Raw genomic sequence first — 14,094 nt, 5'->3', positions numbered from 1 at the left:
AGAGAGACGCCCGCGTGAGCGAGACGCCCGCCGCCAATCATTCGTCCAGCCCCGACGCCGCCGGAGCCGCCAGCGAGCCGGTCTCCGGGGCGCTGGCGCTGCTGTTCGACGAGCCGATTACCGAGCTTCCGGAGGATCTGTACATTCCGCCGGAGGCGCTGCGGGTGTTCCTGGAGGCGTTTGAAGGCCCGCTGGATCTGCTGTTGTACCTGATTCGCCGCCAGAACCTGGATATTCTGAGCGTCAACGTCGCCGCGGTGACCCACCAGTACATCGAGTACGTGGAGCTGATGAAGGCGATGCAGATCGAGCTTGCCGGCGAGTATCTGCTGATGGCGGCAATGCTTGCCGAGATCAAGTCGCGCACGCTGCTGCCGCGCCCGCCCCGGGAGGACGAGGAGGAAGAGGACGACCCTCGGGCCGAGCTGGTCCGCCGGCTTCAGGAATACGAGCGCTTGAAGGAGGCCGCCGAAACGCTGGATACCCTGCCGCGCACCGGGCGCGACTGGTTCAGCGCCCGAGCTGAGGTCCCGGCGCTTGATGCCCGGGTCATCCATCCCGAGGTGGAGCTTGACGAGCTGCTCGGCGCCATGAGCGGTATTCTCAGGCGCGCCGAGCTCACCCAGAGCCATCAGATCAGCCGCGAAGTCCTCTCCACCCGGGAGCGCATGCTGCGCATCATGGAGGCGCTGAGCGCCGAGCGCTATACGCCCTTCGAGGCCCTGTTCACCCTGGAAGAAGGCCGCGCCGGGGTGGTGGTCGCCTTCATGGCGATGCTGGAGCTGGCCAAGGAGGCGATGATCGAAATTGTGCAGAACGCGCCGCTGTCGCCTATTCACGTTCGCGCCCGGGTCGCCGAGCCTGACGATACGCAATACCCGGCGCCGGGGCTTGACGCCCCCGGTCTGCAGAACGCCTCCCACGACCGCGGCGGCGAGTCCGCCTTTGCCGACGAGGACGAGCCATGAGCGAAGCGGGCATCACGCTTGACGACATCCTCGAGGCGGCGCTTTTGGCCGCCGGCGAGCCGCTTGCCGTGGAGCGGCTGGAGACGCTGTTTGCCGAGGCCGAGCGTCCGGCCCGGGGCGAGCTGCGCCTGGCGCTTTCCCGGCTTGGGGAGCGCCACGCCGGCGGCGCGCTTGAGCTTGTCGAAAGCGCTTCCGGCCATCAGCTGCGCATTCGCCCGCGGCTGTCCCCCTGGGTATCGCGGCTCTGGGACGAGCGCCCGGCGCGCTACTCCCGGGCGCTGCTGGAAACCCTGGCGCTGATTGCCTACCGCCAGCCGGTGACCCGGGGCGATATTGAAGAGGTGCGCGGGGTGAGCGTCTCAAGCTCCATCATGCGCACGCTAAGCGAGCGCGGCTGGATCCGCATTGTCGGCCACCGCGACGTCCCCGGCCGCCCGGGCGTGTATGCTACCACCCGGAGCTTTCTCGACGACTTTGGCCTCAAGACCCTGGACGCGCTGCCGCCCATGCACGAGCTGACCGGCGATCAAAAGGCCGCCGAGGCCACCGACGATGATAAGCCGGCAGAGCCCCTTGCCGACGAGGAAAAAACGCGCCACGATGCGCCCCCCGAGACGGCAGCGTCGGAAGAAGACGATGCCGCCAACCACGCCGCGACGGCGTTAACCCGGCCGCTGAGCTTTGCCGATCTGGAAGCCAGGCTGGCGGCCCGTGCCGGGCGCGCGGATGACGACGAGCGCCCGGACGAGAATCCTACGAGGTCCGACGACCATGAGTCAGAATAGAACCCCCCACGGCAAACCGTCCCCCAGCGGGGAAAAGCTGCAGAAAGTGCTGGCCCGCGCGGGCCTGGGCTCCCGCCGGGAAATGGAAACCGCCATTGCCGCCGGGCGCGTCAAGGTCAACGGCAGGCTTGCCAGCCTGGGCGACCGGGTGGAGCCGCGCGACAGCGTGGCGGTCGACGAGCGCCCGGTGACGCTGAAAGCCGAACAGGAAACTCCGCGCCGGGTGATCATGTACAACAAGCCCGAAGGCGAGCTTTGCACCCGCAAGGATCCGGAAGGGCGGCGCACGGTGTTCGAGCGCCTGCCGCGGCTGAAGGGCGAACGCTGGATCGCCATCGGCCGGCTGGACATCAACACCAGCGGGCTTTTGCTGTTCACCACCGACGGCGAGCTGGCCAACCGCTTGATGCACCCCTCGACCCAGGTCGAGCGCGAATACGCCGTGCGGGTGATGGGCGAGGTCAAGCAGGACAACGTCGTCGCCATGGTGGAAGGCGTGATGCTCGACGACGGCCCCGCGCGCTTTACCGACGTTCAGGAATTCGGCGGCGAGGGCATCAACACCTGGTTCCACGTGGTCATCCTTGAGGGTCGCAACCGCGAGGTGCGCCGCCTGTGGGAGTCCCAGGCGCTCACCGTCAACCGCCTGAAGCGGGTACGCTACGGCAATATCTTCCTCGACAAGCGGGCCCGCGCCGGCGAATGGGTGGAGCTTGGCCAGGACGAGGTCGACGATCTCGCCGCGCTTGCCGACCTGCCCGCGCGCCGGGTACCGGAATTGACGCCGGAGGAGAAAAATCGCTGGAGCCGGGACAAGAACAAGCGACGCCCGGTCCAGGCCATGCGCAAGCCCAGAGCAAAACGCTCGCGCCGCTAGGTTTATCGGGGAAAAGCGAAAAAACGCTTGCGACCGGAAGGCCATATCCGTAATATATGCATCCGTTCGAGGGGGTCGTTAGCTCAGTTGGTAGAGCAGTTGGCTTTTAACCAATTGGTCGCAGGTTCGAATCCTGCACGACCCACCATTTCGAGCCCTGTGAAGGGTCGTTAGCTCAGTTGGTAGAGCAGTTGGCTTTTAACCAATTGGTCGCAGGTTCGAATCCTGCACGACCCACCAGATTCAGCGCCCCCGGCAGTCTTCTGCCGGGGGCGTTTTGTTTGCGGGGGCGCTTGCCAGAGGCAGACGTTGCCCGGCAATATGGCCGGGAGACAGGCGGGAGGCCACCGCGACAGACGCGCCGGCTGCCCGCCAGGGCGCGGAGCATGCAAAGCGCGTGCGCCGCGATCAGTAAACAGCAGGGGGATTCCCTGCTTTATCGCAGTGGTAGACACAATGACGATAATGACATCCCGGTCAGGCGCCGAGGCGCTGGCCCCGACCGCCTATTGCCCCACCCGTATGGCCGCCGAGGACGAGGTCCGCGTGGCCGAGATCAAGCGGCGGCTGCAGGCTGAAAACGCCGTGCTGGTAGCGCACTACTACACCGACGACGCCATCCAGCAGCTGGCCGAGGAGACCGGCGGCTGCGTGGCGGACTCGCTGGAGATGGCGCGCTTCGGCGCCCGCCACGAGGCCTCCACCCTGGTGGTGGCCGGCGTGCGCTTCATGGGCGAGACCGCCAAGATTCTGTCGCCGGAAAAGCGCGTGCTGATGCCCACCCTCGAGGCCACCTGTTCGCTGGACACCGGCTGCCCGCCGGACGCGTTCAGCGCCTTCTGCGACGCTCACCCGGATCGCACCGTGGTGGTGTACGCCAACACCTCGGCGGCGGTGAAGGCGCGCGCGGACTGGGTGGTGACCTCCTCCATCGCGGTAGAGGTGATCGAGCACCTCCAGGCCAGGGGCGAAAAGATTCTCTGGGCGCCGGACAAGCATCTGGGCGGCTACATTCAGCAAAAGACCGGCGCCGACATGCTGATGTGGGACGGCGCCTGCATCGTCCACGAAGAGTTCAAGGCCAAGGGCGTGGAAGACCTCAAGCGCCTCTATCCGGACGCCGCGGTGCTGGTGCATCCGGAATCGCCGGCGCCGGTGATCGAGCTTGCCGACGTCGCGGGTTCGACCTCGCAGCTGATCAGGGCGGCCAAGGAGCTGCCCAACGACAAGCTGGTGGTAGCCACCGACCGGGGGATTTTCTTCAAGATGCAGCAGGCCGCGCCGGAAAAAAGCCTGTTCGAAGCGCCCACAGCGGGTCACGGGGCGACGTGCCAGAGCTGCGCTCACTGTCCGTGGATGGCGATGAACGCCCTGGACAACCTGGCCGGTGCGCTGCGCGAAGGCAGCGGCGAGGTGCGCGTGGATGAAGCGCTGCGCCAAAAGGCGCTGATTCCGCTGGAGCGAATGCTCAGCTTCAACGCCTGACCCAGAGCGATGGTCTGGCCGTCGCTGACTGAATTCGGCTCCCGCAAAACAAAGCCGGCTACAGGGTGAGCGCGCGATTCAGTGCGCGAAAGCGGACCGCCAGGCCTGCCCGCGCATCATGAAAATTCGTCAAGGGCGTCGCGGTATTCGATAAACGCTTCCCGGCGCGACTCGATACGCGCTTCAAGGCCGGGGTTGTTGCTGCCCCGAGCGGCGTCCCGGGCCAGGTCGAGCTGGCGGATGCCCTTGTCGATGCGCCCGGTGAGCTGCAGGTATTCGGCCCGGGCCAGGCGGCCTTCGGCCGTACGGCCGCTGCGCCCGGCGGCCTCGGCCAGCAGGGTAAAGCCCGACGGGTCTTCGGGATGCTGAGAGGTGACGTCCCGCAGCAGCCGGTAGGCGGCCTGGGGGTCGCGCGAAAGCTGCGCTTCGGCCAGCGTCAGCTGGGCGGGAAGGTAGCCGGGCATGAAGCGCAGAAGCCGCCGGCTGCGGCTCATGGCGTCGTCAACCCGGCGCGCGTCCAGGGCGATGCTTGCGGCCGAGGCCGGCAGCAGGCCGAGGTCCGGATGCTCGTCGGCCAGGCGGTCCAGGCGGTCCAGCGCGCGCTGCGTCTGCCCCCGATCGGCGTCGATGAGCGCCTCCAGGTAGCTGATGGCCGCGGCGGCAGCGTCGTCCTGGCGCAGCGTAATCAGTGCCTGCTGCGGATCGTTGGCGTGCAGGTGAAGCAGGGCCCGGGCGCGCACCATGTCGTACCGGGTATCATCCTGATGGGTATCGGCGACCGACAGCTGGGCGGCTCGGGACTGGGCGTCGCTCAGGCGGCTTTCGCTTACCGGGTGGCTGAGCAGAAACTCCGGCGGCGTGTCGCCCTGAAGGCGTGCCATGCGCTGCATGGCCTTGAACATGCGCACCATGTCGGCAGGCGGATAGCCGGCCTCGGCCAGGGTTTTCATGCCCACGCGGTCGGCTTCCTGCTCGAAGCGCCGGGAGTAGCGCAGCTGGTCCTGGAGCATCGCGGCCTGGGAGCCCATGGCGGTGGCAAGCCCGGCGCTGCCCGCGCCGCTGGCGGCAAGCACCATGCCGGCAAGCATCGCGGCCATGGTCGGCAGCTGGGTTTGCCCGGCGCGCTCGCTGCTCCGGGCGAAGTGGCGCTGGGCCAGGTGGCCAAGCTCGTGGGCGAGCACCGAAGCAAAGGCGCCCTCGTCCGGGGCAAAGGCATAGAGCCCGGCGTTGATGCCGATGACGCCGCCGGGCACGGCAAAGGCGTTGAGCGAGTCGTTATCCACCATCACGCTGATCGGCACCTGCCCGCTGATGCCGCTGTGGGGCGCCAGACGCGCGATCAGCCGGTCCAGGTAGTAGTGCGCGATGGGGTCCTGCCACTGGGGCGCCTGGGCGCGAAACTGGCGTAGCCAGGCGCGGCCCAGGCGCTCTTCCTTGCTGCTGGCAGCGTGGGGAACGCCGCCGAGCGAGGGCAGGTGGTAGTCGCTCGTGGCGGCACTGGCCGGTGCGCTCAGGGGCAGGCTGACGGCCAGCGCAATCGCGCAGAGCCGGCGTGGTGCATGGCGCAGACGTGTCATGGCGTCCTCGCAGATGAACGGTAAGCGGTCAGGGTGGCCGAGCGGTTTATGCGCTGCGGGTTTATGCGATAATAGCAGGGATGTGACATTGCCGATGCCGGCGGTGTTTTATCGGCCGCTGCCGCCGGCCGCCTGAAGGAGACACCATGGTAAATGATAGCGGATCGAACCGTGACGATTCGACGTCGGTGCGCCCGGACCACGTCGGCGCTGTGGATGCCGTGCTCGATGCCACCGGGCTTGCCTGCCCGCTGCCGCTGCTCAAGGCCAAGCAGGCGCTTTACGGCCTGGCCGGCGGCCAGCTGCTGGAGGTGCACGCCACCGACGCCGGCTCCTGGCGCGACATGGCGTCGTTTGCCGAGCACAGCGCCCATGTTCTCGAAGATCGCTGCCAGGTAGACGGGGTCTACTATTATTGGCTGCGCAAGGCCGAGGATGGCGATCAATGACGCTGCGCGCCATCCTCAAGGGCTGGGTGGATCGCTACTTCTCCGATGAGGAAGCGGTCATTCTGCTGCTGGTGCTCATCGCGGGGTTTGCCGCGGTCATCTGGCTTGGCGGAATGCTGGCGCCGTTTTTTACCGCGCTGGTCATCGCCTTTCTGCTCCAGGGCGCGGTCAACGCCCTGACCCGCCGCCGGGTGCCGCATCTGCTGGCGGTAATGCTGGTGTTTCTGGGGTTTCTGGGCATCGTGCTGGCGTTGGCGCTGATTCTGCTGCCGCTGATCTGGAACCAGCTGGTGGGGCTGGTGCAGGAAACGCCGCGCATGTTTGCCAGCGGTCAGAGCTGGCTTGGCGAGCTGCAGGAGCGCTACCCCAACCTGATTACGCCGGACCAGGTACAAAACTGGGTGGGCGCTGCCAGCCGCCAGATCAGCCAGCTGGGCCAGCGGGCGCTGTCGCTGTCGCTGGCTTCGCTGGGCAACGTGCTGGCGCTGATCATCTATCTGGTGCTGGTGCCCATCCTGGTGTTTTTCATGCTCAAGGACCGCGATGCGCTGGTCGGCTTTACGCTTTCGCTGCTGCCGCGCAAGCGTACGCTGCTGTCGCGTATCTGGAAGGAAATGGACGCCCAGATCGCCAACTATATCCGCGGCAAGGTGATCGAGATCATTATCGTGGGCTCGGTGGCGTTTGCCACTTTCGCCTTTCTCGGCGTGCCGTATTCGGCGCTGCTGGGCGTGGTGGTAGGGCTTTCGGTACTGGTGCCGTATATCGGCGCGGCGCTGGCGACGCTGCCGGTGGCGGCGGTGGCGGGGTTTCATTTCGGCCTGAGCGACCAGCTGGCCTATGTGGTGCTGGCCTACGGCGTCATTCAGGCGCTGGACGGCAACGTGCTGGTGCCGGTGATGTTCTCCGAGGCGGTTAACCTGCACCCGGTATCGATCATCGTGGCGGTGCTGTTTTTTGGCGGTATCTGGGGTTTCTGGGGCGTGTTTTTCGCCATTCCGCTGGCCACGCTGATCAAGGCGCTGGTGTATGCCTGGCCGCGAGGGCTGCGCCAGCGCGACGAGCGGCTGGCGCTGGAAGGCAGCGAAGAGGATACCGCCGCCGAGTAACGCCGGGGTGCTTAGCCCTTGGCGTTGAGGGCCTGGGCGGCTTCGAGCACCTCGTCGACGTGGCCCGGCACTTTCACCCCGCGCCACTCTCTGGCCAGCCTGCCCTCGGCATCAATCAGGAAGGTGCTGCGCTCAAGTCCCGGGCGTTCGCCATCAGCCTTGGGCTTGAGGACGTCAAACTGCTCGCACAGCGCAGCCTCGGTATCGGCGATCAGCGCAAAGTTGAAGTCCTGCTTTTCCTTGAAGTTTTCCTGGGCGCGCAGGCCGTCCCGGGAAACGCCGAGAATCACCGTGTTGGCGTCGTCGAACGCGGCCTTGCGATCGCGAAAGTCGCCGCCTTCGGTGGTGCAGCCGGGGGTGCTGGCCTTGGGATAGAAATAGATCACCACCTGTTCGCCCTGCAGCTCCGACAGGGTCACGGTGGTGTTGCCGGTGGCGGTGGCCGTGAAATCGGAAACGGGCTTGTCGAGTTCAACGCTCATGCAATACTCCTTGTTAACAGGGACGGCCATCAACGTAAGGCAAGAGAACGATGACACGCAAGCGAGCCGCCAGGTGTCAAAAAAACGTCCGCGCGGGAGCGACTGGCAGCGCTTTGCGCTGTACAGGCTTTGATCGCCTGAGTACCATTTGGTGTCTGTGGAACCGTAGGGCGTTATACCAAGGCGCCAGCGCGGCTCCTTGAATTCAATGCGTTCGCGCACGCCCTGTGTCCGGCGGCGCGTTCCACCTTTTTTGCGTGAGGTACAAGCGGATGATCACTGGCAGCATTGTTGCCCTTGCGACGCCGATGAAGGTCAATGGCGATATCGACTGGGAAGCGCTTCGTCGCCTGGTGGACTTCCATCTTGAGAACGGGACCGACGGCATCGTCGCGGCGGGGACAACCGGCGAGCCCACCACCATGTCCTTCGCCGAGCACTTCGACGTGATTCGCACCGTGGTGGAGCAGGTCGACGGGCGCATTCCGGTCATCGCCGGCACCGGCGCCAACGCCACTTCCGAGGCCGTGGAGCTTGCTCGCTACGCCAGCGAAGTGGGCGCCGACTACTGCCTGTCGGTATGCCCCTACTACAACAAGCCGACCCAGGAAGGCCTCTATCAGCATTTCAAGGCGGTGGCCGAGGGCAGCAAGCTGCCGGTCATCCTGTACAACGTGCCGGGACGCACCTGCTCCGATCTCTACAACGAGACCGTGATGCGCCTGGCCGAGGTGGACAACATCGTCGGCCTCAAGGACGCCACCGGCAACCTGGAGCGCGCCGAAGATCTGATCGCCCGGCTCAAGGGCAGCGGCTTCATGCTCTACTCCGGCGACGACGGCACCGCCTGCGATTTCATGCTGATGGGCGGCCACGGCGATATTTCGGTCACTGCCAACGTCGCCCCCCGGGCCATGCACGAGCTGTGCACCGCGGCGGTGGCCGGCGATACCGAAACCGCGCACTCGATCAACACCCGGCTGATGCCGCTGCACACCAACCTGGGGATCGAGGCCAACCCGATTCCGGTCAAGTGGGCGCTCAACCGCATGGGCTACGTTGAGGCCGGCGGGCTGCGCCTGCCGCTGACGTGGCTGTCGGAAAGGTACCACGCCACCATCAGCGAAGCGCTGCAGATGGCTGAGGTGGTAGAAGACTGAATCAGCGGACGACCGGAGCCGCACACCCCAGCCGTCGCCGGCCGCGTACCGCCGGCGCCTGACTGGCCCAACGGAACTTGCTCAACGGATTAAGGTGGCTGGATGAACGCAGCGCTCAAATGGATACCGCTGGCCCTGGCAGGCGCTCTGGCGCTTGCCGGCTGCGCCCGGGACGGGTTTTACGACGATCGCAACCTCGACTACGTCGAGTCGGCCCCCGCGCCGCCGCTGACGCTGCCGGAGACCCGGGATCAGAGCCGCTACCAGAGTGCGCTGCCCATACCGGCAGATGGCGATTCGGCGGCGCGCCCCGAGGAGCCGGTAGAGGCGCGTGCGCCGCGCCCGCTGACCGCCGCGCGGGGGCTGAAGGAAAACTACGTGACGACTCGAAAGATCCGCGACAGGCGCTGGCTGGTCGTGGCGGACGACGCGGCCAGCGTCTGGCCCCGGCTCGAGCGCTTTGCCCGCACCCGCGCCGGGGGGATTGAGCGCAGCCGGCCGTCCCGAGGCGTGCTGGAAACCCGCGAGGGTACGCTGCGGCTGGACAGTGCCGTACGCCCCGGCGCCAGCGAAGTGCACTGCGAGCGCGCCGGCCAGCCGCGCGCCGCCTGCCTTGAGCGCCTTGAGCGCTATCTGGCCAGCCAGTCCGGCGGCGAGGATACGTTGTCGTCGCTCAACGCCCAGCGGGTTGACGAACAGCGCGCCGTGCAGCTGAGGCGTTCGGGGGATGACGTCAGCGTGCGCATTCCCTACTCTGCGGATCGCACCTGGGCAGAAATTGCCCACTATCTGGCGCTGGACTTCGACCAGCCCGGCGAGCGCGAGCTGCTGGAGAGCGACGCTGCCAGCCATTCCTTTACCGTAAACTATCAGACCCTGGATAACCGCCGGCGCGGCGTGCTGGCCCAGCTCAACCCCTTTGCCGATGACAGCGCCCGCAAGGTGCGTCTGACGCTCGACGAGCAGGGTGACCAGAGCCGGCTGCGCGTTCAGGGCGTCGAAGAGCCAACGCTCAGCGTGGACGCCAGGCGCGAGCTGCTCGAGCGCGTGTCCGGCTACTTGCGCTGATGAGCGCCACGGGTGACTGCATTGAGCCGGGAAAAATGACCCAGGGGGAGTCAAGATGAAAAAGCGCCAGGAACTGTATGCCGGCAAGGCCAAATCCGTTTACACCACCGATGCGCCGGACCGGCTGATACTCGAGTTCCGCGACGATACCAGCGCCTTTGACGGCAAGCGCAAGGAAGCGCTCGAGCGCAAGGGCATGGTCAATAATGTCTTCAACGCCTTCATCATGGAGCGCCTGGAAGACGCCGGTATTCCTACCCATTTCGACAAGCGCCTGTCCGACACCGAGAGCCTGGTCAAGAAAATGGACATGATCCCGGTGGAGTGCGTGGTGCGCAATATCGCCGCCGGCGGCCTGGTCAAGCGCCTCGGCGTCGAAGAAGGGGCGACGCTCGAGCCGCCCACGTTCGAGCTTTTTCTGAAGGACGACGAGCGCGGCGATCCCATGATCAACGAGTCGCTGGCGGAAACGTTCGGCTGGGCGACGCCTGAACAGCTTGGCGAAATGAAAGCGCTGACGTTCAAGGTCAACCGGGTGCTCAAGCAGCTGTTCGCCGAGGGCGAGATGCTGCTGGTGGACTACAAGCTCGAGTTTGGCCTCTACGACGGCCGTATTATCCTCGGTGACGAATTTTCCCCGGACGGCTGCCGGCTGTGGGATGCCAACACCCGAGAGAAGATGGACAAGGACCGCTTTCGCCAGGGGCTCGGCGGCGTGATCGAAGCCTATGAAGAAGTCGGCCGCCGTCTGGGCGTCGTATTTCCCGAAGGCCAGAGCACGCCCTGACGCCGCTCATGCCCGGCCTGGCAGCGGCTCAATGGCCACCACCGCCAGGAGGGTGGCCCTCTTTTCCTCGAGCGCCCGGAACTTCACCTCTACATCGCGCAGGCGCACGCCGTATACCCGCGCTGTGGGCTTGCGCCCGTGGCGGTACGCCGGCCGCGGATCCTGTCTGAGCACCTGCTCAATCAGCGCCTGGAGGGAGGCACCGTCATCGCGGCGCGCAAGTTCGTCGCGCGCTGCGGGATAAAACGCCACCTCCACCTCGGGCGGCGGCGCTGGCGCAAAGCCGGCCCGGGCATCCGGGCGTGCCTCTGCCCAGGGAAGATAAGGCTTGATGTCGATCACCGGCGTTTGATCCACCAGGTCGCAGCCGCCGAGCGTCAGCCTGACCCCGCCTTGGGTGTCTACCCTTTCCAGCGTGACCAGCGAAAGCCCCAGGCGGTTGGGCCGGTTGGGGCTACGGCTGGCAAAAACGCCTACCTTGCGGTTGCCGCCCAGGCGCGGCGGTCGCACCAGCGGCGTAAAGCCATTATCGTCGAGCGGCGGCGTTTTGTGGAAGATAAACGTCAGCCACAGGTGGCTGAACGCCGCCAGGCCGCGTACCGCCAGCGGATCGTCGAACGGCGGAACAAGCACAAGCGCCGCTTTTGCCGCCGGGGCCAGGCCGGGCTGGCGGGGGACGCCGAACTTGTCCGGATAGTCGCTTTCGATAACGCCGACCGGCAACGGCGGCTCGCCGGCAAAAGCGGCGGTGGGGGATGTCTGGCGAGGGTGGGGCATGGTTTGGGCAGCTCGCTGCGAGGCGGGTTGTCGCCCTTGTCTAGGGCGAAAAGGTGAAGATCGGCTTAGTATAAGGTACGTTGACCTTCGTTGGTGAAAGAAGGATTGTTTCGTATGGTCAGAGTTTATGTTGACCCGTTTGTGCTGACGACGAGGCAGACATGAGCGATAGCCACACGCCGGCGACGGCAGCCACGCCGCGCATCGTTTACCGCGAGGCGCTGATGCGCGACGGGGCAGATCAGGCCGAAGTGTTTTATCACGCGGTCATGCAGAGCGCAGCCAGCCACTATTCGCTGACCCAGCGCCGAGCCTGGGCCCAGGCGCTCCCCCGGGAAGCCAGCGCCTGGGCTGCCCGCCATCCGCTTTACACCACCCTGGTGGCGGTATGCGACGGGCGCTGCGTGGGCTTTCTGGAGCTGGATATGCCCCGGGCCAGGGTGGAAACGCTATACGTCTGGCCCTCCCTTGGCGGGCACGGCATTGGCACCACGCTTCTGGTACATGCCGAGCGCCTGCTGCTGGAGCAGGGAATTGACGCCGTGGAGATCGAGGCAAGCCTCATGCTGGTCGAGCGCCTGGAGCGTCGGGGCTGGGAAAACCTCGGCGAGCAGTGGGTCGAGCGCGGCGGCGAAGAACTCAAGCGCTATCGGCTGCAAAAGCGCCTTTACGCCGTGGAAACCTGAGCCGGCTCGGACAGAAAGGGTCAGGGCGCTTCCTGCTCCACCAGCCGCATGGACAGATCGACGGCCTTGATGTTTTTGGTCAGCGCACCGCTGGAGATGCCGTCGACGCCGGTCTCGGCAATGGCTCTGAGCGTGGTGTCGTCGACGTTGCCCGACGCTTCCAGTACGGCGCGACCGCCGGTGCGGGCCACCGCCTCGCGCAGCGCGTCAAGGGAGAAGTTGTCGAGCATGATGGTGTCGGCCTCGGCGGCCAGCGCCTGCTCCAGCTCGTCGAGATTTTCCACTTCCACTTCGACGTCAAGCTCGCTTGAAAGCCGGCGGGCCTGGCGCACCGCCGCCGCTATGCCGCCGCAGGCGGCGATGTGGTTTTCCTTGATCAAAAACGCATCCCACAGGCCGATGCGGTGGTTATGGCCGCCGCCGCAGGTCACGGCGTATTTCTGCGCCAGGCGCAGATTGGGCAGGGTCTTGCGCGTATCCAGCAGGCGCACGCCGGTGCCTTCGAGCAGATCCACGTAGCGCCGGGTAGCCGTCGCCGTGGCCGAGAGGGTCTGCAGCACGTTGAGCGCGGCGCGCTCGCCGGTGAGCAGGCTGCGCGCCGGGCCTTCCAGCGTCAGAAAGCACTGGCCGGGCGTGAGCCGGTCGCCGTCGGCCGCCTGCCAGCTCAGGGTCACGCTGTTGTCCAGCCGGCGGTATATTTCGTCTACCCAGGCCACGCCGCAGAGGACGCAGTGTTCTCGAGTGATCACCCTGGCACTTGCCCACTGCTGCTCGGGAATCAAGTCGGCGGTGATGTCGCCGGGACCCAGGTCCTCGGCCAGCAGGTGAGCAACGCCTGAGCGTATGTCTTCAGCAAGAGCGGTGTAGTAGCGCATGGCAGCGTGCCTTCCCAAACGTTGTGTAAAGCGATGGGCTAACGTCGCTATTATAGACGACCGCCGCGGCAGTAAAAGAGCCCGGAGATAAAGGAGATCGCGTGTCCCAAGACCATGTATCCGCAAGCCGCTGGGCCCGCGCGCGCTGGCTGGCTTCGCCCAACGCCGACGAGCGTCCCGCCGGTGAGGTTTCGTTGATCGTGCTGCACGCCATCAGCCTGCCGCCGGGAGCGTTTGGCGGCGATGCCATCGAGGCGCTGTTTACCAACCGGCTGGACGCGGATGGCCACCCGTTTTTTGCCCGCATTGCCGGCGTGCGGGTATCGGCGCACTTTTTGATTCGCCGCGACGGCGAATGCGTGCAGTTTGTCGAGCCCGAGCGCCGGGCCTGGCACGCCGGCCGCTCGCGCTGGTTCGACCCGCGTCGCGGGGAGCTGCGCCAGGCGCTGAACGATTTTGCCGTGGGCATCGAGCTTGAAGGCGACGATCACACGCCGTTTAGCCGCGCCCAGTACGCCCGGCTTGCCGAGCTGGTGGCCTGGCTCGAAGGGCGTTTTACGGCGCTGGATGCCGCGCGTATTACCAGCCATGCTTATGTAGCACCGCTACGCAAGACCGACCCCGGGCCGGCGTTCGACTGGGCGTACTTTTACCAGCAGCGCCGTCGACGGCAGTATGGTGGTACCGCTGAGCGGCAAAAATAAGTAGTTTAGCTACGAATGCGTTGGTTTGTGACGCCGGGCTTAACAGCTTGAAAAAAATCCGATGTTGCCGCGAATGGCGGGGCGATCGAGAGATTTTTGTCACGGCGGTGATTGGCAGGCCAGCGGCTTTGGAGTATCGTTTTTCACAGAAAGCAACGTTATTTTCCTATTTTTATGTAGCTTTGCTACCTTTGCCGAACGCTACGTCTTGGTTGTAGAATGGATTTCCATTCTGCGCTGGCAATTGGCAAGGCGCGCCGGCGAACGCAGGCCTGTGGTGGCACAACGACTACCGCGGCCACTCG

The 14,094-nt window shown here is 65.8% G+C and carries 15 protein-coding genes and 2 tRNA genes; 13 read left to right on the top strand and 4 right to left on the bottom strand.

From position 1 onward, the window contains the following. Positions 1 to 14 precede the first annotated feature (14 nt). The 6 genes from P1P91_RS12690 to nadA all read left to right on the top strand — a co-directional run bounded on the left by P1P91_RS12690 (position 15) and on the right by nadA (position 4,115). On the top strand, positions 15 to 968 hold the full coding sequence (locus P1P91_RS12690) for a segregation and condensation protein A (RefSeq protein WP_311883068.1): 954 nt from the start codon (positions 15 to 17) through the stop codon (positions 966 to 968). Beyond that, positions 965 to 1,753, top strand: coding sequence for an SMC-Scp complex subunit ScpB (gene scpB, locus P1P91_RS12685; protein WP_311883067.1), 789 nt, complete (start codon positions 965 to 967; stop codon positions 1,751 to 1,753). Before P1P91_RS12690 ends, scpB begins: the two co-directional genes overlap by 4 nt. Continuing rightward, complete coding sequence (gene rluB / locus P1P91_RS12680) at positions 1,740 to 2,630, top strand: 23S rRNA pseudouridine(2605) synthase RluB (RefSeq protein ID WP_311883066.1); 891 nt, start codon at positions 1,740 to 1,742, stop codon at positions 2,628 to 2,630. The genes scpB and rluB overlap by 14 nt, the downstream gene beginning before the upstream one ends. A 72-nt stretch (positions 2,631 to 2,702) precedes the next feature. Then, positions 2,703 to 2,778 (top strand) — tRNA-Lys (locus tag P1P91_RS12675). A gap of 16 nt (positions 2,779 to 2,794) precedes the next feature. Next, positions 2,795 to 2,870 (top strand) — tRNA-Lys (locus P1P91_RS12670). A 216-nt stretch (positions 2,871 to 3,086) separates the two neighbouring features. Continuing rightward, positions 3,087 to 4,115 (top strand): quinolinate synthase NadA, encoded by a 1,029-nt coding sequence (nadA, locus tag P1P91_RS12665; RefSeq protein WP_311883065.1) that lies wholly within the window; start codon positions 3,087 to 3,089, stop codon positions 4,113 to 4,115. Positions 4,116 to 4,231: 116 nt separating this feature from the next. Here the strand turns inward: nadA and P1P91_RS12660 are convergent, their stop codons facing one another. Then, positions 4,232 to 5,692 (bottom strand): M48 family metalloprotease, encoded by a 1,461-nt coding sequence (locus P1P91_RS12660; RefSeq protein ID WP_311883064.1) that lies wholly within the window; start codon positions 5,690 to 5,692, stop codon positions 4,232 to 4,234. A gap of 146 nt (positions 5,693 to 5,838) precedes the next feature. Between P1P91_RS12660 and P1P91_RS12655 the strand changes: the two genes are divergently transcribed. Further along, positions 5,839 to 6,141, top strand: a complete 303-nt coding sequence (locus P1P91_RS12655) for a sulfurtransferase TusA family protein (protein WP_311883063.1) — start codon at positions 5,839 to 5,841, stop codon at positions 6,139 to 6,141. Further along, a complete protein-coding gene (locus P1P91_RS12650) occupies positions 6,138 to 7,250 on the top strand; it encodes an AI-2E family transporter (protein ID WP_311883061.1) in 1,113 nt (370 codons plus the stop codon). Before P1P91_RS12655 ends, P1P91_RS12650 begins: the two co-directional genes overlap by 4 nt. An 11-nt stretch (positions 7,251 to 7,261) precedes the next feature. On the opposite strand, the gene P1P91_RS12645 is transcribed toward P1P91_RS12650, so the two are convergent. Continuing rightward, positions 7,262 to 7,732, bottom strand: a complete 471-nt coding sequence (locus P1P91_RS12645) for a peroxiredoxin (protein WP_311883060.1) — start codon at positions 7,730 to 7,732, stop codon at positions 7,262 to 7,264. Between the two features lie 272 nt (positions 7,733 to 8,004). Between P1P91_RS12645 and dapA the strand changes: the two genes are divergently transcribed. The 3 genes from dapA (at position 8,005) to purC (ending at position 10,747) form a co-directional block, all read left to right on the top strand. Next, a complete protein-coding gene (gene dapA, locus P1P91_RS12640; protein ID WP_311883059.1) occupies positions 8,005 to 8,892 on the top strand; it encodes a 4-hydroxy-tetrahydrodipicolinate synthase in 888 nt (295 codons plus the stop codon). Positions 8,893 to 8,994: 102 nt separating this feature from the next. After that, positions 8,995 to 9,960, top strand: a complete 966-nt coding sequence (locus P1P91_RS12635; protein WP_311883058.1) for a lipoprotein, NlpB — start codon at positions 8,995 to 8,997, stop codon at positions 9,958 to 9,960. A gap of 55 nt (positions 9,961 to 10,015) precedes the next feature. Continuing rightward, a complete protein-coding gene (gene purC / locus P1P91_RS12630) occupies positions 10,016 to 10,747 on the top strand; it encodes a phosphoribosylaminoimidazolesuccinocarboxamide synthase (protein WP_311883056.1) in 732 nt (243 codons plus the stop codon). Positions 10,748 to 10,753: 6 nt separating this feature from the next. On the opposite strand, the gene tsaA is transcribed toward purC, so the two are convergent. Beyond that, entirely contained in the window at positions 10,754 to 11,524 is a 771-nt protein-coding gene (gene tsaA, locus P1P91_RS12625) for a tRNA (N6-threonylcarbamoyladenosine(37)-N6)-methyltransferase TrmO (protein ID WP_311883055.1), read from the bottom strand. 161 nt (positions 11,525 to 11,685) lie between these two features. Between tsaA and P1P91_RS12620 the strand changes: the two genes are divergently transcribed. Then, positions 11,686 to 12,210 carry a GNAT family N-acetyltransferase gene (locus tag P1P91_RS12620; protein WP_311883054.1) on the top strand — a complete coding sequence of 175 codons (525 nt, stop codon included), beginning with the start codon at positions 11,686 to 11,688 and terminating at the stop codon, positions 12,208 to 12,210. A 20-nt stretch (positions 12,211 to 12,230) separates the two neighbouring features. On the opposite strand, the gene nadC is transcribed toward P1P91_RS12620, so the two are convergent. After that, positions 12,231 to 13,085, bottom strand: coding sequence for a carboxylating nicotinate-nucleotide diphosphorylase (gene nadC, locus P1P91_RS12615; RefSeq protein WP_311883053.1), 855 nt, complete (start codon positions 13,083 to 13,085; stop codon positions 12,231 to 12,233). Between the two features lie 101 nt (positions 13,086 to 13,186). Between nadC and ampD the strand changes: the two genes are divergently transcribed. Then, entirely contained in the window at positions 13,187 to 13,789 is a 603-nt protein-coding gene (gene ampD / locus P1P91_RS12610; RefSeq protein ID WP_311883052.1) for a 1,6-anhydro-N-acetylmuramyl-L-alanine amidase AmpD, read from the top strand. The last annotated feature ends 305 nt before the right edge of the window (positions 13,790 to 14,094 follow it).

This window comes from Halomonas piscis (assembly GCF_031886125.1).
Taxonomy (GTDB): domain Bacteria; phylum Pseudomonadota; class Gammaproteobacteria; order Pseudomonadales; family Halomonadaceae; genus Vreelandella; species Vreelandella piscis.
This window is presented reverse-complemented; position numbering and strand designations above follow the sequence as displayed.

Bases quoted from the DNA above. Each gene is read 5' to 3' on its own strand.
- scpB (WP_311883067.1), top strand. From the start codon at position 965: ATGAGCGAAGCGGGCATCACGCTTGACGACATCCTCGAGGCGGCGCTT.
- rluB (WP_311883066.1), top strand. From the start codon at position 1,740: ATGAGTCAGAATAGAACCCCCCACGGCAAACCGTCCCCCAGCGGGGAA.
- nadA (WP_311883065.1), top strand. From the start codon at position 3,087: ATGACGATAATGACATCCCGGTCAGGCGCCGAGGCGCTGGCCCCGACC.
- P1P91_RS12660 (WP_311883064.1), bottom strand. From the start codon at position 5,692: ATGACACGTCTGCGCCATGCACCACGCCGGCTCTGCGCGATTGCGCTG.
- P1P91_RS12655 (WP_311883063.1), top strand. From the start codon at position 5,839: ATGGTAAATGATAGCGGATCGAACCGTGACGATTCGACGTCGGTGCGC.
- P1P91_RS12650 (WP_311883061.1), top strand. From the start codon at position 6,138: ATGACGCTGCGCGCCATCCTCAAGGGCTGGGTGGATCGCTACTTCTCC.
- P1P91_RS12645 (WP_311883060.1), bottom strand. From the start codon at position 7,732: ATGAGCGTTGAACTCGACAAGCCCGTTTCCGATTTCACGGCCACCGCC.
- dapA (WP_311883059.1), top strand. From the start codon at position 8,005: ATGATCACTGGCAGCATTGTTGCCCTTGCGACGCCGATGAAGGTCAAT.
- P1P91_RS12635 (WP_311883058.1), top strand. From the start codon at position 8,995: ATGAACGCAGCGCTCAAATGGATACCGCTGGCCCTGGCAGGCGCTCTG.
- purC (WP_311883056.1), top strand. From the start codon at position 10,016: ATGAAAAAGCGCCAGGAACTGTATGCCGGCAAGGCCAAATCCGTTTAC.
- tsaA (WP_311883055.1), bottom strand. From the start codon at position 11,524: ATGCCCCACCCTCGCCAGACATCCCCCACCGCCGCTTTTGCCGGCGAG.
- P1P91_RS12620 (WP_311883054.1), top strand. From the start codon at position 11,686: ATGAGCGATAGCCACACGCCGGCGACGGCAGCCACGCCGCGCATCGTT.
- nadC (WP_311883053.1), bottom strand. From the start codon at position 13,085: ATGCGCTACTACACCGCTCTTGCTGAAGACATACGCTCAGGCGTTGCT.